General features: G+C 41.3%; 20 protein-coding genes and 1 tRNA gene. 8 read left to right on the top strand and 13 right to left on the bottom strand.

Annotation, left to right across the window (positions count from 1 at the left end):
- The first annotated feature begins 5 nt into the window (after nt 1–5).
- Together dcm and ACOOE0_RS05085 are read left to right on the top strand one after the other, a co-directional pair.
- Nucleotides 6–1238 (top strand): DNA (cytosine-5-)-methyltransferase, encoded by a 1233-nt coding sequence (dcm, locus tag ACOOE0_RS05080; protein ID WP_420401393.1) that lies wholly within the window; start codon nt 6–8, stop codon nt 1236–1238.
- Nucleotides 1228–1836, top strand: a complete 609-nt coding sequence (locus ACOOE0_RS05085) for a hypothetical protein (protein WP_420401394.1) — start codon at nt 1228–1230, stop codon at nt 1834–1836. Before dcm ends, ACOOE0_RS05085 begins: the two co-directional genes overlap by 11 nt.
- Here ACOOE0_RS05085 and ACOOE0_RS05090 read toward each other — a convergent pair.
- From ACOOE0_RS05090 to ACOOE0_RS05110, 5 genes are all read right to left on the bottom strand, one after another.
- Nucleotides 1833–2525: a nitroreductase family protein gene (locus ACOOE0_RS05090; protein ID WP_420401395.1), complete on the bottom strand. Its 693-nt coding sequence runs from the start codon at nt 2523–2525 to the stop codon at nt 1833–1835. The two genes, ACOOE0_RS05085 and ACOOE0_RS05090, sit on opposite strands and share 4 nt — an antisense overlap.
- Before the next feature lie 16 nt (nt 2526–2541).
- A complete protein-coding gene (locus ACOOE0_RS05095; protein ID WP_420401396.1) occupies nt 2542–3270 on the bottom strand; it encodes a hypothetical protein in 729 nt (242 codons plus the stop codon).
- Nucleotides 3271–3286: 16 nt separating this feature from the next.
- Nucleotides 3287–4000 (bottom strand): class I SAM-dependent methyltransferase, encoded by a 714-nt coding sequence (locus ACOOE0_RS05100; RefSeq protein ID WP_420401397.1) that lies wholly within the window; start codon nt 3998–4000, stop codon nt 3287–3289.
- A gap of 44 nt (nt 4001–4044) precedes the next feature.
- Nucleotides 4045–4461 carry a hypothetical protein gene (locus ACOOE0_RS05105; protein ID WP_420401398.1) on the bottom strand — a complete coding sequence of 139 codons (417 nt, stop codon included), beginning with the start codon at nt 4459–4461 and terminating at the stop codon, nt 4045–4047.
- Nucleotides 4462–4547: 86 nt separating this feature from the next.
- On the bottom strand, nt 4548–4970 hold the full coding sequence (locus tag ACOOE0_RS05110) for an SRPBCC family protein (protein ID WP_420401399.1): 423 nt from the start codon (nt 4968–4970) through the stop codon (nt 4548–4550).
- A gap of 111 nt (nt 4971–5081) precedes the next feature.
- On the opposite strand from ACOOE0_RS05110, the gene ACOOE0_RS05115 reads away from it, so the two are divergent.
- The 3 genes from ACOOE0_RS05115 (at nt 5082) to ACOOE0_RS05125 (ending at nt 7598) form a co-directional block, all read left to right on the top strand.
- Nucleotides 5082–6221, top strand: a complete 1140-nt coding sequence (locus ACOOE0_RS05115; protein ID WP_420401400.1) for a helix-turn-helix domain-containing protein — start codon at nt 5082–5084, stop codon at nt 6219–6221.
- A gap of 202 nt (nt 6222–6423) precedes the next feature.
- A complete protein-coding gene (locus tag ACOOE0_RS05120; protein ID WP_420401401.1) occupies nt 6424–6855 on the top strand; it encodes a GNAT family N-acetyltransferase in 432 nt (143 codons plus the stop codon).
- 32 nt (nt 6856–6887) lie between these two features.
- On the top strand, nt 6888–7598 hold the full coding sequence (locus ACOOE0_RS05125) for a GIN domain-containing protein (protein ID WP_420401402.1): 711 nt from the start codon (nt 6888–6890) through the stop codon (nt 7596–7598).
- Between the two features lie 118 nt (nt 7599–7716).
- On the opposite strand, the gene ACOOE0_RS05130 is transcribed toward ACOOE0_RS05125, so the two are convergent.
- Genes ACOOE0_RS05130 through ACOOE0_RS05150 form a run of 5 tightly spaced genes read right to left on the bottom strand, consistent with a single transcriptional unit; the run spans nt 7717 to nt 10394 of the window.
- On the bottom strand, nt 7717–8112 hold the full coding sequence (locus ACOOE0_RS05130) for a VOC family protein (protein WP_420401403.1): 396 nt from the start codon (nt 8110–8112) through the stop codon (nt 7717–7719).
- 46 nt (nt 8113–8158) lie between these two features.
- Nucleotides 8159–8548, bottom strand: a complete 390-nt coding sequence (locus tag ACOOE0_RS05135) for a helix-turn-helix domain-containing protein (RefSeq protein ID WP_420401404.1) — start codon at nt 8546–8548, stop codon at nt 8159–8161.
- 44 nt (nt 8549–8592) lie between these two features.
- Nucleotides 8593–9036, bottom strand: coding sequence for a GNAT family N-acetyltransferase (locus ACOOE0_RS05140; RefSeq protein ID WP_420401405.1), 444 nt, complete (start codon nt 9034–9036; stop codon nt 8593–8595).
- A complete protein-coding gene (locus tag ACOOE0_RS05145; protein WP_420401406.1) occupies nt 9036–9953 on the bottom strand; it encodes a cation diffusion facilitator family transporter in 918 nt (305 codons plus the stop codon). Before ACOOE0_RS05145 ends, ACOOE0_RS05140 begins: the two co-directional genes overlap by 1 nt.
- A 9-nt stretch (nt 9954–9962) precedes the next feature.
- Nucleotides 9963–10394, bottom strand: coding sequence for an RpiB/LacA/LacB family sugar-phosphate isomerase (locus ACOOE0_RS05150; protein ID WP_420401407.1), 432 nt, complete (start codon nt 10392–10394; stop codon nt 9963–9965).
- A 590-nt stretch (nt 10395–10984) separates the two neighbouring features.
- On the opposite strand from ACOOE0_RS05150, the gene rnr reads away from it, so the two are divergent.
- From rnr to ACOOE0_RS05165, 3 genes are read left to right on the top strand one after another with little or no spacing between them, the layout of a single operon-like run.
- Nucleotides 10985–13168: a ribonuclease R gene (gene rnr / locus ACOOE0_RS05155; protein ID WP_420401408.1), complete on the top strand. Its 2184-nt coding sequence runs from the start codon at nt 10985–10987 to the stop codon at nt 13166–13168.
- Between the two features lie 49 nt (nt 13169–13217).
- Complete coding sequence (locus ACOOE0_RS05160; RefSeq protein WP_420401409.1) at nt 13218–13898, top strand: head GIN domain-containing protein; 681 nt, start codon at nt 13218–13220, stop codon at nt 13896–13898.
- A gap of 1 nt (nt 13899) precedes the next feature.
- Nucleotides 13900–14559, top strand: a complete 660-nt coding sequence (locus ACOOE0_RS05165) for a LysE family translocator (protein WP_420401410.1) — start codon at nt 13900–13902, stop codon at nt 14557–14559.
- A gap of 29 nt (nt 14560–14588) precedes the next feature.
- On the opposite strand, the gene ACOOE0_RS05170 is transcribed toward ACOOE0_RS05165, so the two are convergent.
- The 3 genes from ACOOE0_RS05170 to ACOOE0_RS05180 form a co-directional block, all read right to left on the bottom strand.
- Nucleotides 14589–14659 (bottom strand) — tRNA-Cys (locus tag ACOOE0_RS05170).
- Nucleotides 14660–14704: 45 nt separating this feature from the next.
- Complete coding sequence (gene folB / locus ACOOE0_RS05175) at nt 14705–15067, bottom strand: dihydroneopterin aldolase (RefSeq protein WP_420401411.1); 363 nt, start codon at nt 15065–15067, stop codon at nt 14705–14707.
- 42 nt (nt 15068–15109) lie between these two features.
- Entirely contained in the window at nt 15110–16060 is a 951-nt protein-coding gene (locus tag ACOOE0_RS05180; protein WP_420401412.1) for a type IX secretion system membrane protein PorP/SprF, read from the bottom strand.
- Nucleotide 16061 lies beyond the last annotated feature (1 nt).

The following is a 16061-nucleotide window of genomic DNA, read 5'->3' on the forward strand; positions in this document are numbered from 1 at the left end:
TGGGCATGCAGTTGACGGTATGCGAGCTTTTTGCCGGAGTTGGTGGCTTCCGATTGGGATTGGAGGACACCGAGCACTTTAACGTGGTCTGGAGCAATCAGTGGGAACCCTCCACAAAAATGCAGCATGCGTCCATGGTCTACGAGGCCCGTTTTGGGGCCGACAACCATTCCAACCAAAATATTGAAGAAGTATCCACCGATGAAATTCCGGACCATGATGTTTTGGTAGGGGGATTTCCATGCCAGGATTATTCCGTGGCCACAACCTTAAAAAACTCCAAGGGGCTCATTGGAAAAAAGGGGGTGCTTTGGTGGTCCATCCACCGGATTTTATCGGAAAAGGAAAACAAGCCCAAATACCTCTTTTTTGAAAATGTGGATAGGCTCCTGAAATCTCCTTCTTCGCAACGTGGACGGGATTTTGCCATCATGTTGAAAAGTCTCAATGACCTAGGATACGCGGTGGAGTGGCGGGTGATCAATGCCGCCGAATATGGAATGCCCCAGCGCCGAAGGCGGGTTTTTTTTCTGGGCTACCACAAATCTTCCCCTTTATTTAAATCCATGCAAAAAGCCTCCGCTAAAGATTGGATTTTGGAGCAAGGAACGCTAGCCTCGGCATTTGCCGTTAAAGCTAGCTCGAAACAAGTCCAGCGTTTTTCCATAGACCAAAGTTTGGTAGAACTTTCAGAGGAGTTCAACACTGAAAAAGGGCTTTCACCTTTTTTAAATTCAGGAGTGTGCGTTAACGGACGGGTGTCCTCCTTTAAAACGGAACCGCTTCTGCAAAAAACGGGACAGGTGCTTGCCGATATTTTGGAAAACGGAAGTGCAGATGAAAGCCTGTTTATCTCCGAAGAGGAGCGGCCAAAATGGGAATATTTAAAAGGGGCCAAAAAAGAAATTCGAAGAACCAAAGCTGGTTTTGAATATAACTACAGTGAGGGCAGTATGGTTTTCCCAGATGCCCTTGATCAACCTTCCAGAACCATTATTACCGGAGAGGGCGGAAAGTCCCCATCCCGGTTTAAACATGTGGTGCAAACACCCAAGGGAATGCGCAGGCTTTCCCCAGTTGAATTGGAACGGTTGAACATGTTTCCGGACAATCACACCCAACTTGAGGGCATTTCTGATGCCAAGCGTGCTTTTTTTATGGGCAATGCCTTAGTGGTGGGTGTGGTGAAAGAAATTGGTGCCGCCCTGTTCCGGAAAGCCCAGGAATTTGAAGAGTAGCTTTAAAGACGATTTATCCAGGGAGCGGTTATTTTCCCATTTTCTTGATGGCCAGTACCAAAAGTATTTGAAGTGCTATTCTTTTAAACGTACTTCCCATATAGAAGAACAGCTATTAGGAGTTGACCTGACATTCACCCACAAACAAACGGGTGCGGTATACCATATTGACGAAAAGGCTCAGTTGGATTACCTCAACACCAACCTCCCCACTTTTGCTTTCGAGCTCTGTTATGAAAAAGGTGGGGAACAGAAAATAGGCTGGTTTCTGGACGCCAACAAAAAAACAGATTTCTACTCTCTGGTCACTGGGGTTTATATTGATGAGAAGGACGTATTTTCCGCTTGCAACATCACCTTTGTAAACCGTAAAAAGCTGCTGGATTTCTTGAATTCCAAGGGTATAACCCGCGAAAAAATGATGGGACTGGCGTGTTCCCAACCCCATTATCATGGGAAAATGCAATTGGAAAGCCTCGACTCGTATTCGGAAGGTTATCTTTTTTTCTCGAGAAGAAATAAGGTAGAAAAGCCCGTTAACCTCATTTTGAAATTGGAGTTCTTAACCCGAATTGGTGTCGGAAAGCGATTTGTTTAGTCGTAATACACAACGATTTCATCCAGTCCCTTTCTATGGATATCCGGAACATAGGTAGGGGTTTTTGGATAGCCCACTGGAAGCAATAAAAAGGCCCGTTCATTGCTCGGCCTATCAAGAATTTTGGTTAGAAAATTCATCGGGCTGGGGGTGTGGGTCAAGGTCACCAAGCCCGCATTGTGGATGGCAGATATCAACATGCCACAAGCAATCCCAATGGACTCGTTTACGTAGTAATTGTTGTGTTTTTCTCCATTTTCGTCAAATTCGTAGACCTTTTTAAAGGCAATAATCAACCAGGGAGCAATTTCCAAAAAAGGCTTGTGCATGTCCGTTCCCAAGGGTTCCAAATCCTTTTTCCAGCGTTCACTCATCCGGTGTTCGTAGCTTTCTTTTTCTTCGGCTTCCGCAGCTTTTCGTATTTCGGTCTTCAGGGCAGGATTTGACACTGCACAAAAGGTCCAAGGTTGCTTGTGGGCACCAGAAGGTGCTGTGGAGGCGCTTAAAATCAAATTATCAATGATTTCTTTGGGCACCTTTTGGTCCGAAAACTCCCGAACTGACCTGCGTTTATCCAACCATTCATGAAATTCTTGGCTACGCTCTAAAGACTCGTTTGAAGAATACGTCTCTCCTTCATATAAAACATGTTTATAGCCGTTGAGGTTAATGTGGTCTGGTGTTTTCATCTGTAAATTCTAATATTTATTTCTCATTCTCCATCAACCATCCGTAGCTCTGGTCAAAGTATTTTTTAAGGGATTTGTCCAAAAACTGGCTGTAATCAGTATTCTCATTCCGAAGTTTCGATAACCAGGCCATTGCGTAAGCAATAATTTGTTCTGGTAAATATCCTTGTCCGCTGGATTGCCACCCAAAGCCCGATGCCGAAAAATGAAAACGTGAATTGCCTATAAAAATCCCAAATCCATAAGCGATAGCAGTTAAATCAGTCAAATATTCGTCATTTTCTTCTATCCTGTTCTCTCCTAATAGAATTTGATGCGCCAATTCGTGTGAGATTGTTGCTATTAATGATATTGGGGTTTTTAGCTGTCTCCGTTCAATAGAAATTATGGTTTCCTTATTGGTTTTTTGATATGTCCCGCCTGCACTGTCCCAACTCCCATCAATGTCTGCAGGTGTGCTCAAAATTGTACCATCGGCCATTTCAATGGGTTGGTCTGTAAAGAACTCCAGCTTTATTTTGGTATCTCGAATATTCATCAACTCCATGGTTCGTTCGAGAATGAATTCCGCATCTTTTTCGGTGCCATCAAAGGTTCTTTCATAGAAATCCTTGGTTGGGGTTACGGTTTGAATTTCCAAAAAGTGTTCCTCGCCAAATTCGGTACACATCCATTTTAGGTCTTCATCAATCCAAGCTTTGTCCTCTTGGGTTATTGGCAGTTTTTTCTTTTTGTTCCAGAACATGTGTTGTTGGTCGCGGCTATTTTATTTTTCTTCCTTTAATTCCTGAGGCACAGCCATTAAAATACTCTACATATTCCACTTCAAAATCTGGGCGGTCAAAAATTTGAAGCGTGTTTCTCGCATTACCGAACTTCTCCGTATAAATGCCCAACATTTTATAGGTTTCTGGATTTCCCAGAAAGAGTTTTCCTAAAATAGGGATGATTTTCTTTAGATAGAGCATATAGAAAGTTCGCAGCACCTTGTTTTGGGGAACGGACACATCTATGAGTGAAAATTCCCCGCACGGTTTTAAAATTCTACTGATTTCATCAGCCAACTTTACCAATTGCCCATGATTAAAAGTCTTTAACCCAAATCCAGAGATAACATAATCTGCAACTCCGCTTTCAAACGAGTTGTCAAAGACATTTTCCATCAGAACCTCAATTTTAGAGTCTTTGTGTCTATGCCTGCGTTTCTTGGCGCGTTTAACCATTTCCGATGAGAAATCGAGCCCTATGAGAATTGAGTTTTCGTCGGAAGGTTTTAGAATGTGTTTCCAGCATTCACCCATGCCGGTCATTAGGTCGACTACATATTTTCCCTCTTGAATCTTGGGTTCTTCTACGCATTGCCGCCGCCATCTTTCGCTAAATCCAAAAGAGGTTATATAGTTGACCCTAGCGTAAGAGCTGCTCATTTTGTCAAATAGGTTCTCGACAAATTTTGGCTCGTAAATTTCCTTCATCTGCTTCCGCACTTTATCCCTCCGCTGTTAGCCATGTCAAATGACTATCTCCTTTCATAAAAGTAAACCCACTCGTTATCCTGGTTCTCTTCCACCATTCGGTTTCCTTCTAACCGTAAAATTCCCAAAACAAGTACCCCGGTACCCAGCTCCCATCTATTGTTTCCAATGTTTTTCCATTTTAAGGTCGAGAGGCTCAAATCAGCACATTCCGTTGGGGCATCACCTGTTGTCCATTTGGCGACCATACTGCCATCCGTGTTGAACTTCCTGTAAATGCGAGCTTCACAAAATGATATCTCATCCGGAACACCGGATTTTGTCTCACGCCCCACAGTTAGCCACTCACCAAGTATAGCGTCAGGTGATATTTCTGCATCGTTACTGCACCCCATTAATGCCATAAAGCCAAACAAGATGGCCAATGTTTTAACTCTTTTACCAAAATTACGTTGTGCCAATTTTATTGATTTTAGATTTACAAGTACTCCTCGAAAATTGTTTGTGATAGGAAATGTAAGGAATTATTTTGGGTGCTGGATAGTCATCAATTATCCAAATACCCCTGGTCCCATGTCTTGTTTGGGTCATGGTTTCTTAAATCGCATTGAAAGTCTGCCGTAGCTTTTAAGTTCATCAACACAGAGACCCATCCGGCATGAACTTCATGAAACTCTTCCTCCGCAACATTTTCATTGATCAGGGTAAGATCGGTTCCACCATTGTCCGAAGGTTCCAAATGGAATTTAACCAAGCTTTCAAAGTAGTCCAAACAGAATGTTTGATTGGGAATGCATTCCAAAACTTTGCTGCCATAGGTCTGGCCGTTGGGAAATACAAAGTGGACCATACCATTCTCCTCATCTGCCTTTTCGGCCCAGAACTTTGCCCTCCCCTCCGATGTGGAAAGAAGCTCAAAAACCGTCTCGGGGCTAGATTTTAAATGTAACTTCCAAGTGATTGTTTTCATTTATCGAAACGCCGTTTTAATCTCCAAGATGTTGCTCTACTGCCCTATCAACCATTGGATTCTGTGGGATTTTTTATCTTGTTGTAGGTTAAGGCATCGTGGGATTTTAATATGGTCTATGTAAATATAGTAGGGATTACCGTACTGTTCATTTTTCTTTTGTTCATTCTTCCTAAAAAAAAGAAAGGGACCAGCGATTACTTGCTTGTTTTGGCCATTCTGCTTATTGCAGCAATGTTGTTCTCCTATGTTCTTATTGCCCAAGGGTTGACCGCTCCAAAATACCTTTTTCAAATGCTGGTCTCCAGCTTTCTTTTTCCAAGTTTTATCCTATATGGATTGGTGCTTACAGATGAGGAGCACCGCCTTAGAAAAACATGGTGGTGGGTTCCCTCTTTTGCATTGGCCTATGCCATTTTTTTGCTGATGGATTTCTTTTTGTTTAATGATTATGGTTCTTATGAAAAAATCATCAAACTGTATAATGACCCTCCTGTGGGCTACATGATTTTCTATAAGGCCCATTATGCTTTTGAAATTGTTGTCTTGATCTGGTTTTTAAGAAAAATGAAGCGCTATGGCCAAGACATCCGGAACTATTATTCCTTTATAGACCCTATCCACTTAAAATGGTTCCGGAACTTTACCCTTATTTTTCTCTTTAATGATATACTTGGGTTTCTGATTTTTGTGGGTTTCGATATAGGGGTGCTCAAGGATATAAAAACACCCTTTGCCATATCCTATCTGGTGATGGTGCTTTCCCTCTTCTACTTATGCTATAATGGCATCAAACAATATGCCCTGGCCGATTTTAGAGATGCCCCACGGAATGAGGATGGAAATCCCGTAAAGAGCGTTGCCCGAGGTGAAAAATACAAGACCTCATCGCTCTCCGATCGAGATATGGACGCCCTGTTTCAGCAGATCAACACCTTGTTTGAACAGGAAAAGGTATTTCTGGAGCCCCAGCTTAAAATTCATGGTCTGGCCGAACGCCTTGGCGTAACCACCCACAAGATTTCCCAAACCATAAACACAAAGGCCGAAAAGTCCTTTTTTGATTATGTCAACTCCTTTAGGGTGGAGCATTTATCGGCACTTTTAAAAAAGCCCGAAAACCAGAAATATACCATTCTTGCCCTGGGTCTTGAAAGCGGTTTTAACTCCAAAGCTACGCTGAACCGCATCTTCCGTCAGCAGCTTGGAAGCTCCCCAAAGGAATTTCAAAAGGCTCAGTTTACAAAGTAGGCCGTACAACTCCCAACAAAAAGGTCTCAAATCATCATTTAAGGCATTTAGGTGATTTAGAGGCCGCACTTTTGCCACGTCAATCATTTAAAATCATCGATATGGGCGTACTGGCCAAATTTCTAATTGCACTTCTAATCCTTTTACTGGGTGCAGGATAAACTTTCAGTAGGCAAACCATTTAAAAAACAAAAACAACAAAATGATACGAAAACATACCTCGGCGGACTTAGAGCAACTGATCCATATTTGGAGGGAAGCCACAGCTTTGGCGCACCATTTCCTAGATGCGGACCTCGTAAGTAAAATTGAAAAAGACATGAGGGAGGTGTACCTGCCCGATTCCCAAACCTGGGTCTATGAAGAAGACGGAGAGGTCGTTGGGTTTATCTCCATGGCCAATAATGAAATAGGCGGACTCTTTGTGCTGACAGACGAGCATGCCAGGGGCATAGGAACGGCCTTGGTCAATTATGTAGGCCTCTTGTTTGAACAACTGGAGGTAGAAGTCTTTGTAAAAAACCAGATAGGCAGGGCCTTCTATAACAAATATGGTTTTAGGCCGATAAAAAAATACAGGCATTTACCCAGTCAGGAAATGGTTCTTCGACTAGAGTGTGCAACCCGGTTTTAAAACAAATAGAAATCAAAAAACATATAAACGTTATGAAAAACAGAGTTTGTATTTTACTAACCACCACCGCGTTGGCACTATCGGCCTGCTATTCGGATATCGCCATAGGTGTTGTGGACGAAGATTTGCTTTGCAGCAATGGAACCTTAAAGGTTGTGGGCACCGGACCCATTGTTACCGAATCAATTTATCTTGGAGATTTTAAAAAGGTAATCAACCTACAAGGGGTCGATGTTCGTATTTCGCAAGGCAATGAGCAAATTGTCACAGCCACTGGCCATGCCAATGTAATCAACAGATTGGAATCTGAAGTAAACCATGGGGGTTGGACCATCGCCTTGGAAGAGGGTTGTTATTCCAGCTTTGAACTCTCCATAGATATCGTACTACCAGAATTGGAGCAGGTGGTCTCCAAAAGTTCCGGGGACATCACCATTAATGGTTTTGATGCGATGGAGAACCTTGGTATCACTTCTTGGAGCAGCGGAAACATCAAAGCAAATTCAGGTTTTGGCGACCTACAAAACCTAAGGATAGATACTCGCGGTAGTGGTGATTTGAATCTGTATGAAATCCCGGTAAAACATGCCACCATTTATTCCGCTGGAAGCGGTGAGTGTAATGTGAGGGTCCAAAATAATCTAGATGTTACCATCAAAGGCTCCGGCAACGTGAACTACCAAGGGGCGCCATCAATAACCCAGCAAATCATTGGTAGTGGTCAAGTTGTTAATGCCAATTAAGTTAATCCCTTATCTTACCATACTTGACTAAATCAACCTCTAATCCAATATAACCATTGGTGGTGAATGGGTTTGAACACATAGTTCTTTGGGTTTAAAAATCTTTATTGGAACACTTTTAAATCTCCTCCACCAACTGAATGTTATTACCACAGGTATCATTAAAAACTGCAACTTTTACGGTACCCATTGCGGTGGGTTTTACGCTAAATTCCACCCCGAGATCCACAAGTCGGTCGTGTTCTTTTTGTACATCATCCACATCAAACTGGGTATAGGGAATTCCAGCTTTCATAAGCTCTTCTTGGTATACTTTTGAGGGTTCAAAATGCAAGGGGGCAGGCTCCAATAAAAGTTCGGGGCCGTCTTGATTCTCTGCGGAAACCAAGGTCAACCATCTATTGCCACCTTCCAACGGAATGTCCCTTTTTTTGATAAAACCAAGTTTCTCCGTATAGAATTTTAGCGCTTTTTCCTGATCCAGAACGGGAATGCTTATTAAAGTTACTCTCATGCTTTTTCAATTAGGATTAGAGCGGGCAAGTTCCAAAATCAAGACACTAAATGCTTCTCGAAAGTTGCTCTTTTTGATATTGATGCGGGGACTTTCCTGTTTTCCTTTTGAAAAGGGTGCTAAAAGACCCCAAACTTTGAAAGCCAACAGCAAAACAAGTTTGGGTTACGGACATTCCGTCTTTGAGATGTTCTTTTGCTTTTCCAATCCGTTTGTCCGTTACATATTGTGTTGGTGTTAGGCCATAATATCTTTTGAATAGGCGCAACAAATGATATTTGGATACGGCTCCAACACTGGACAAATAATTCAAATTGGTGTTGGCCCCATAGTTGTTTTCCAAATGCTGGCGCGTTCTAATTACGGCATTGATCTGTGATTGGTTTGCATAAACCTTACGGCCAATTCTATGTATTTCCTTCTCGTAAAAAGTCATCCTTTATCTAGCCATAGACTCATAAAATTAGGCATTTCAGTGCTTTATTGGGTTCGCACCATCCTCACATGCGGAATACCATCCTCTAAATATTCCGCACCCGTTTCTTTAAAACCCAAACTGTTGTAGAATCTTAACAAATAGGTCTGTGCGGAAAGCTCTAGAGTCTTCTTTGGATATCGAGATTCCAAATCTTGGATGGAAGCTTCCATAATCACCTTGCCATAGCCATATTGCCTTTCGTCCTGGGCTACCACCACTCTTCCAATGCTTGGATTATCAAAGTAATCCCCAGGGCCAAACATTCGGGTGTAAGCTACAAGTTTGCCTTCTTTTGTTCCCAAAACATGGATTGCCTTTTGATCTTTTCCGTCCACATCTTGGTACACACAATCTTGTTCCACCACAAAAACAGCGCTGCGCAATTGCAAAAGCTGGTAGAGCTCTTTGGTAGTTAATTGGTCAAACGTTTTTATCTGAATTTCCATCAATCCTGTACAATTACACTTTTGGAATCACATTTGTCAAACTCGGGCTGGATGTTTACATGGTTTATACCATGTTTATGATATACATGCTCTTCAATATCCACCAAAATCTTATCAAATTCCGACAATTTAATGTCTTCCTTAAAATCGATATGCGCCTCCAGATGAATTTCCTCTTCGTTCAGCTGCCAAATATGCACGTGGTGCACATTTTTAACCGGTTCCAAGGTACAAATGGATTCCACAATTTCCTTCACTTCAATGGTTGATGGGGTAAACAGCATCAGCACTTTGGTGGATTCCTTCAATAAATCATAGCCCATATAAATCAAATAAAGAGCTATAGCCATGGTCAGCACAGCATCTACCCAGAAAATTTGGTAAAATTTCATCAATACACCTCCTACCAAGACCGCTACAGAAGCCATCATATCCGTAAGCAAATGCAAATACGCCGATTTCATGTTCATATTGTCCTCAGAATCTTTTTTAAGTAACAACACGCTAAATCCATTGCCCAAAATAGCTATGATCGATAACCAAATCACCAAGCTGGACTCTATTTCCTGGGGCTCAAAAAAGCGTTCCACGGCTTCAATCATCAAAATAACGGCTACCACCATTAAAGTTGCAGCGTTGATAAAAGCGGCCAAGATTTCGGCTCGTTTATAACCAAAAGTCTTGTTTTTTGAGGCCTTTTTTCGTCCCAACAAAGCGGCGACATAGCTGATGATCAAGGAGAGAACATCACTGAAATTGTGCAGGGCATCGGACAAGAGCGCCAGACTGCCAGAAATTAGACCACCTATTACCTGAGAAACGGTAATGGCAATATTGAGAACTATGGATATGAGAAGATTCCTTCCCTTTAAATCATTGTGGGAATGCGAATGTCCATGATGGTGGTGGTGCCCCATTAATCCATCTTATCTGCAGGGAATTTTTTCTATGCGTCGCTCATGCCGACCGCCCTCAAATTCGGTATTCAAGAAAGTTTCTACCATTTCCAGGGCTTGTGGGAGTGCTATAAAGCGAGCAGGAAGGCTTAAAATGTTGGCGTCGTTGTGTTCACGGGCCAAAGCTGTGATTTCCTTATTCCAGCAAAGCGCTCCTCTTATGTTTTGATGTTTGTTGATGGTCATGGTAGCCCCATTTCCGCTGCCGCAGATGACAATGCCCAAGTCTACTTTACCTGCTTCAACATCATCGGCAACAGGGTGTACAAAATCAGCGTAGTCTACGCTATCCGTTCCATCCGTTCCGTAATTGGTTACTTCAATTCCTTTTGATTTCAACAAGCCAATAATTGCCAGTTTGTAGTCTGTACCGGCATGGTCATTTCCTATAGCTATTTTCATTGTTCAAGATTTAGATTGGTAAATACAAAGGTACGATTCTTTTAAAGTTGGGATGTTGATAAAAATCACCTATTATTTCCATTGGCTTCATATTCAGAACTTTGAAAAAAAAGGTGGTTTGTTGATCGTTCGTAGAAAACTTGAGGGAATTAAATTTTTATTATTCAAAAAATATTGGCATTACATATTAAAATTCAAAATTGTGCGTTTAATCCATCAGAAAGTAATCAACTTTTAAGCAACAATTATTTCCCGTAGTCAACAATAAATTTGATTTTAGTTTTCAAAAATTCCATGTTGAAAACACTTATCAAATTATGTTCATTAAAAATCTAATCCGTTGATTTTTAATTTTCTTTTCCATTGATAGTTTGTTCACAAACTTTCTTATCTGTTGAAGTCAATTTTTTCGTAAATAATTTATTCCACATTTCAACAAGCTATCATAATCATCATTTTTATAAATTTTAAAAAAGAAAGAAAAAAGAATATTAATATATGTTGATAAAACAATTCTTGTGAAACGATTGTTTGCCATAAAATGATGCTGCCTTATTATAATTCGTAATTTTCAAAAAATTAAACTGTAGATGTCAAAGAAAAAGAAGAGAGCCAGGAGTCAACGCAAGAACGAGATTACCAAAGGCATTTTTACAGTACTGGAGAAAGAACCTTCTAAAAGCTTCAACTACAAGCAAATAGCTTCAAAAATGGGTATTACGGATACCCGTGATAGGAACGCTTTGATCAAAAGATTGGGGCAATTAAAGGCCACGGATAGGATTTTGGAAGTGGAACGCGGCAAGTTCAAGAAAAAGCCAACTTTACATACCTATTACACTGGAAAGGTGGATTTGACCACCAGTGGGAATGCCTATATCATTACCGAAGATTTTGAAGATGACATCTTTATTCCTTACAATAAGCTAAACAAGGCTTTTCATGGCGATATGGTCGAGATATTTTTGAGACCCAGACGGAATGGAAAGAAACCAGAAGGGGAGATTTCCAAAGTACTGGAACGAAGAAAAAGCAGCTATGTTGGCATTGTGGACAAGCAGAAGACTTTTGCCTTTGTCAGACCCACCGATCCAAAGATGTATACCGATATTTTTATTCCCCTGGACAAACTTAAAAAGGCAAAAGATGGGGATAAGGTGGTGGTAGCACTCGGAAATTGGCCTGATGATGCCGAATCTCCCTATGGAGAAGTATTGGAAATTTTGGGTAAACCTGGGGAACACAATACCGAAATCCATTCCATTTTGGCAGAATATGGTCTGCCGTATGAATTTCCGTATGAAGTGGAGCAGTTTGCCAAAACCCTGGATACTTCCATCAAAGAATCCGAGATTGCCAAGCGAAGGGACATGCGGGATGTGTTGACCTTTACCATCGACCCAAAAGATGCCAAGGATTTTGATGATGCCCTTTCTTTCCAAAAATTGGAAAACGGCAACTACGAAATTGGGATTCATATTGCGGATGTGTCGCACTATGTGCAGCCCGATACGGTTTTGGAGGACGAGGCATATGAGCGAGCGACTTCGGTCTATTTGGTGGACAGGGTGGTTCCCATGTTACCTGAGGTACTCTCCGATTTAGCCTGTTCCCTGAGACCCAATGAAGAAAAATATACATTTTCGGCCATTTTTGAAATGGATGAAAATGCCAAGTTGATCAATCAATGGTTTGGACGTACTGCCATTAATTCCAATGAGCGTTTTGCTTATGAGGAGGCGCAGCATGTGATTGAAACCAAACAAGACAAGATTCCAAAGGAAGTATCCATTCGGGAGGATGCATATACTATTTCGGAGGATGTTGTTGAGGCAATTTTGACCTTTGATAAATTGGCGAAGATCATGCGTAAACAACGGATGGATGCCGGGGCCATTTCCTTTGATAAAATAGAGGTGCGATTTAACCTGAATGCGAAGAATGAACCCGAAGGAGTCTATTTCAAGGAATCCAAGGATGCAAACAAGCTTATAGAAGAGTTTATGTTGTTGGCCAACAGAAAGGTGGCGGAGTTTATTGGCAAACAAAAAAAGACTTTTGTTTATCGGATTCATGACGAACCTGATGAGGAAAAATTAATGGCCTTAAACGGGGTTATTTCAAGGTTTGGACATTCCATTAACCTCAGGGACAAAAAGAGTCTGAACAGCTCTCTAAACCAGCTCTTAAGGGATGTAAAGGGGAAGAAAGAACAGAACCTGGTGGACACTTTGACAATCAGGAGTATGAGCAAGGCCATTTACACCACCGAAAATATTGGCCATTACGGTTTGGGCTTTGAATACTACACCCATTTTACATCACCAATCCGAAGGTATCCGGATGTAATGGTGCACCGATTACTACAGCATTACCTAGATAAAGGCAAACCTCCCAAGGATACTTTATATGAAGATAAATGCAAGCATTCTTCGGATATGGAATTGTTGGCTGCCAATGCTGAACGGGATTCCATCAAGTACATGCAGATTAAATTTATGGAGGACCACAGGGATCAAAAATTCCTTGGGGTGATTTCTGGTGTTACCGAATGGGGCATCTACGTGGAGATTATTGAGAATAAATGTGAAGGAATGGTGCGCATACGGGATATCAAAGATGATTATTATGTCTTTGATGAACGTAATTTTGCCATTGTGGGAGAGCGTACCAAACGAATGTACCAATTAGGGGACGAGGTCTATGTGATGGTAAAGGAAACGGATTTAATAAAAAGACATTTGGATTTTTCCCTGGTGGGGCGGAAAAAGTGATTTTTTTGGAATACATTTTGTGAACCAATTGCGCATAATACTTTGAAACATGAAAGCTTTAATAATACTGATGCTGTTCATTTCGTTTCAGCTGATGCAGGCACAGGAAGAGCAGCTTACAAAAGAACTGGAATCTTTTTCGGAGGTAAAGGGTTTTGATGGAATTTCCATCAATCTGATAAAATCGGGTGAAAACAAAGCCGTGATCAAAGGGGCCCATACACAAAAAGTGGCCATTGTGAATAACGATGGTGTGCTAAAAATTAGAATGGAAATTGACAAAATTTTTAGTGGTTATAGAACTTTTGTTGATTTATTCCATGCAGGGGAACTTGTGGTAATAGATGTCAATGAGGATGCTAAAATTAGCTCCGAGGAAACCATGGTTCAAAGTGTATTGGATTTAAGGGCTCAAGAAGGAGGGGAATTGAAAATCAACTGTCAAACAGAACAACTTTTGGTCAAAGCAATCACTGGTGGTCAAATTGAGGTTAAGGGCTTTGCGGACACCCAGGATGTGATTATCAACACAGGGGGAGAATATAACGGAAAGGAGCTCAAGACCAAATTTTCCACAATTACCGTGAATGCTGGCGGAAATGGGGCAATTTATGCTACAGAATACGTTAAGGCCAATGTTAAAGCTGGAGGAGAGGTGCTAGTGTACGGAGACCCTTTAAAGATGGATGAAAAGACAGTTTTTGGTGGGAAAGTAATTCGGATGGATTAGTATGATAGAAGACATTCAAGCAGCAATACCTTTGGGGTTTTTATTGGCCTTTATGATAGGCCCTGTTTTTTTTGTGCTTTTGGAAACCAGCGCAACCAAAGGATTTAGGGCTGGCATTAGTTTTGATTTTGGAGTGATTGTGGCTGACGTTGTCTTTTTGTTGATAGCGTATTTCAGTAGTTTTCAGCTTTTGGAAAACTTAAGCAACCAACCAGGTCTGTTTGTTTTTGGAGGAATGATTCTACTGGTATACGGTATCGTAATTTTTGCGAAAAAGGCTTCCAAAAAAGAAAACCTGAAAGCCTCCAAAGGCACCTACGCTGGGCTAATGATAAAAGGATTTCTTTTGAATTTTATCAATATTGGGGTACTGGCTTTTTGGTTGGGATTGATTGTGATCGTGGGACCTAGTTTGGACAACAGTCCAAATAGGATTTTGGTCTTCTTCAGCACCATGATTATTGTTTATTTTATCACGGACGTCTTTAAGATTCTATTGGCCAAGCAATTGAAAAAGTATTTGACCAAGGAACGCATTGTGTTAATCAAGAAGGTGCTTGGATTGGTAATCATTGTTTGTGGAATCGTGTTGATTATCAAAGGGTTTTTACCCAAGGAAAAGTTTGATATCAAAGAAGGCATAGAACGTATTAGCGAATAAAAAAACCCAACCATTTGGTTGGGTTCTTGAGGCATCGAGCGGATTCGAACCGCTGTACAAGCTTTTGCAGAGCTGTGCCTAGCCACTCGGCCACGATGCCATTTCAGGGTGCAAATGTACTACTTTTTTTAGCTTACCCAAACCTTTAGGCAGGTCTTTCGGCCTTTAAAACTACGCTTACACTCTGCACATCCCCTCCTATTGGAGGATTGATTTTTGCGACCTCTATTTCAGCTTTGGAAACGGTGGTCAATTCTATAAAAACACGATCTAGAATTCGTTTGGCCACGTGTTCCAAAAGATTGGAACGAATGGCCATTTCTTCCTTTACAATGTTGTTGAGATGAACGTAATCAACTGTTTCACTGAGCTTGTCGGAAACAGATGGTTTGGATAAGTTGGTATATACTTCCAAATCTACCCGATAATCACTTCCAATGAGCATTTCTTCCTTTAAACACCCATGGTTGGAGTGCACTCTAATATTGTTGAGCCTTATTTTCCCCACAATTGTTGCTTTGGTGGGACAAAAATAAGTGAAACCCAGTAATTAGTACATACACCTACAGTTACTGATACCCTGGAAGAGATCCATACCCACCGTTACAACATGGGTACCTGTACTATATCCCAAAATCTCGTTGGTGATGACCTGATAGGAATAGCCAAAGTAGAAATTGTTTTTTTTCAATCCTGCAATAGGGGCTATATACAAAGGTTTACCCAACTGATCGTTCAAGAAGCGATAGGTAACACCCACATAATAATAATCTTCAAAATCGTGAAAACGGAATTTGGCATTTAAATCTGTCACCGATCGACCATCACTTTCAAAATATTGATAGAAAACCGAAGGTTCTATCTCCAGTTTGCTGTTTTTGTTTTTGGAAATACTATACCCTGCATAGGCGTAGTAGTTTCTCAAGGTGTTGGGTTCAAAAACAGGATTGAACTGGGCCAAATCCTTGGGCAAAATATTGGAAGCGTTCAAGCTTATATAAAATTTACTGAATCGATATAAGACGCCCAAATCAAAGTTGTGGTTGGTAGTAGCCTTATCATCAGTTGGTCTTTGACCCCCAAAATCGGTAAAGTTCTCCACATCGATCCTAAACTGGTTGAAGTTATAGGAAATACCGAAGGACAGGAAGACATCCTCATATCTATCCAAGGTCAAGTGGTGCGCAAAGGATATCCGAGCCCCTCGCTGCTTGGTTTCCCCATTGCTATCATTGTACATAAGCATCCCAAGGCCCGACCTATTACCTATTCTAGCATCTGCAGCCAAAGTTTGGGTGTCCGGGGCATCCTCAATACCCACCCATTGTGTAAGACCGTTAAGTCTAACCTTGATGTGATCGCCAATTCCCGCATAGGTTGGAGACATTAGAAAAGGGTTGTCCGCAATGTATTGCGAAAGCTGCGGAATGGTCAGTTCCTGTGCCACTGCCCCGAGGGAGAGCAGTAGTATACAAATTGAGGTTATGCTTTTTCTTAACATG

The organism is Flagellimonas sp., assembly GCF_965215805.1.
Classification (GTDB): Bacteria; Bacteroidota; Bacteroidia; order Flavobacteriales; family Flavobacteriaceae; genus Flagellimonas.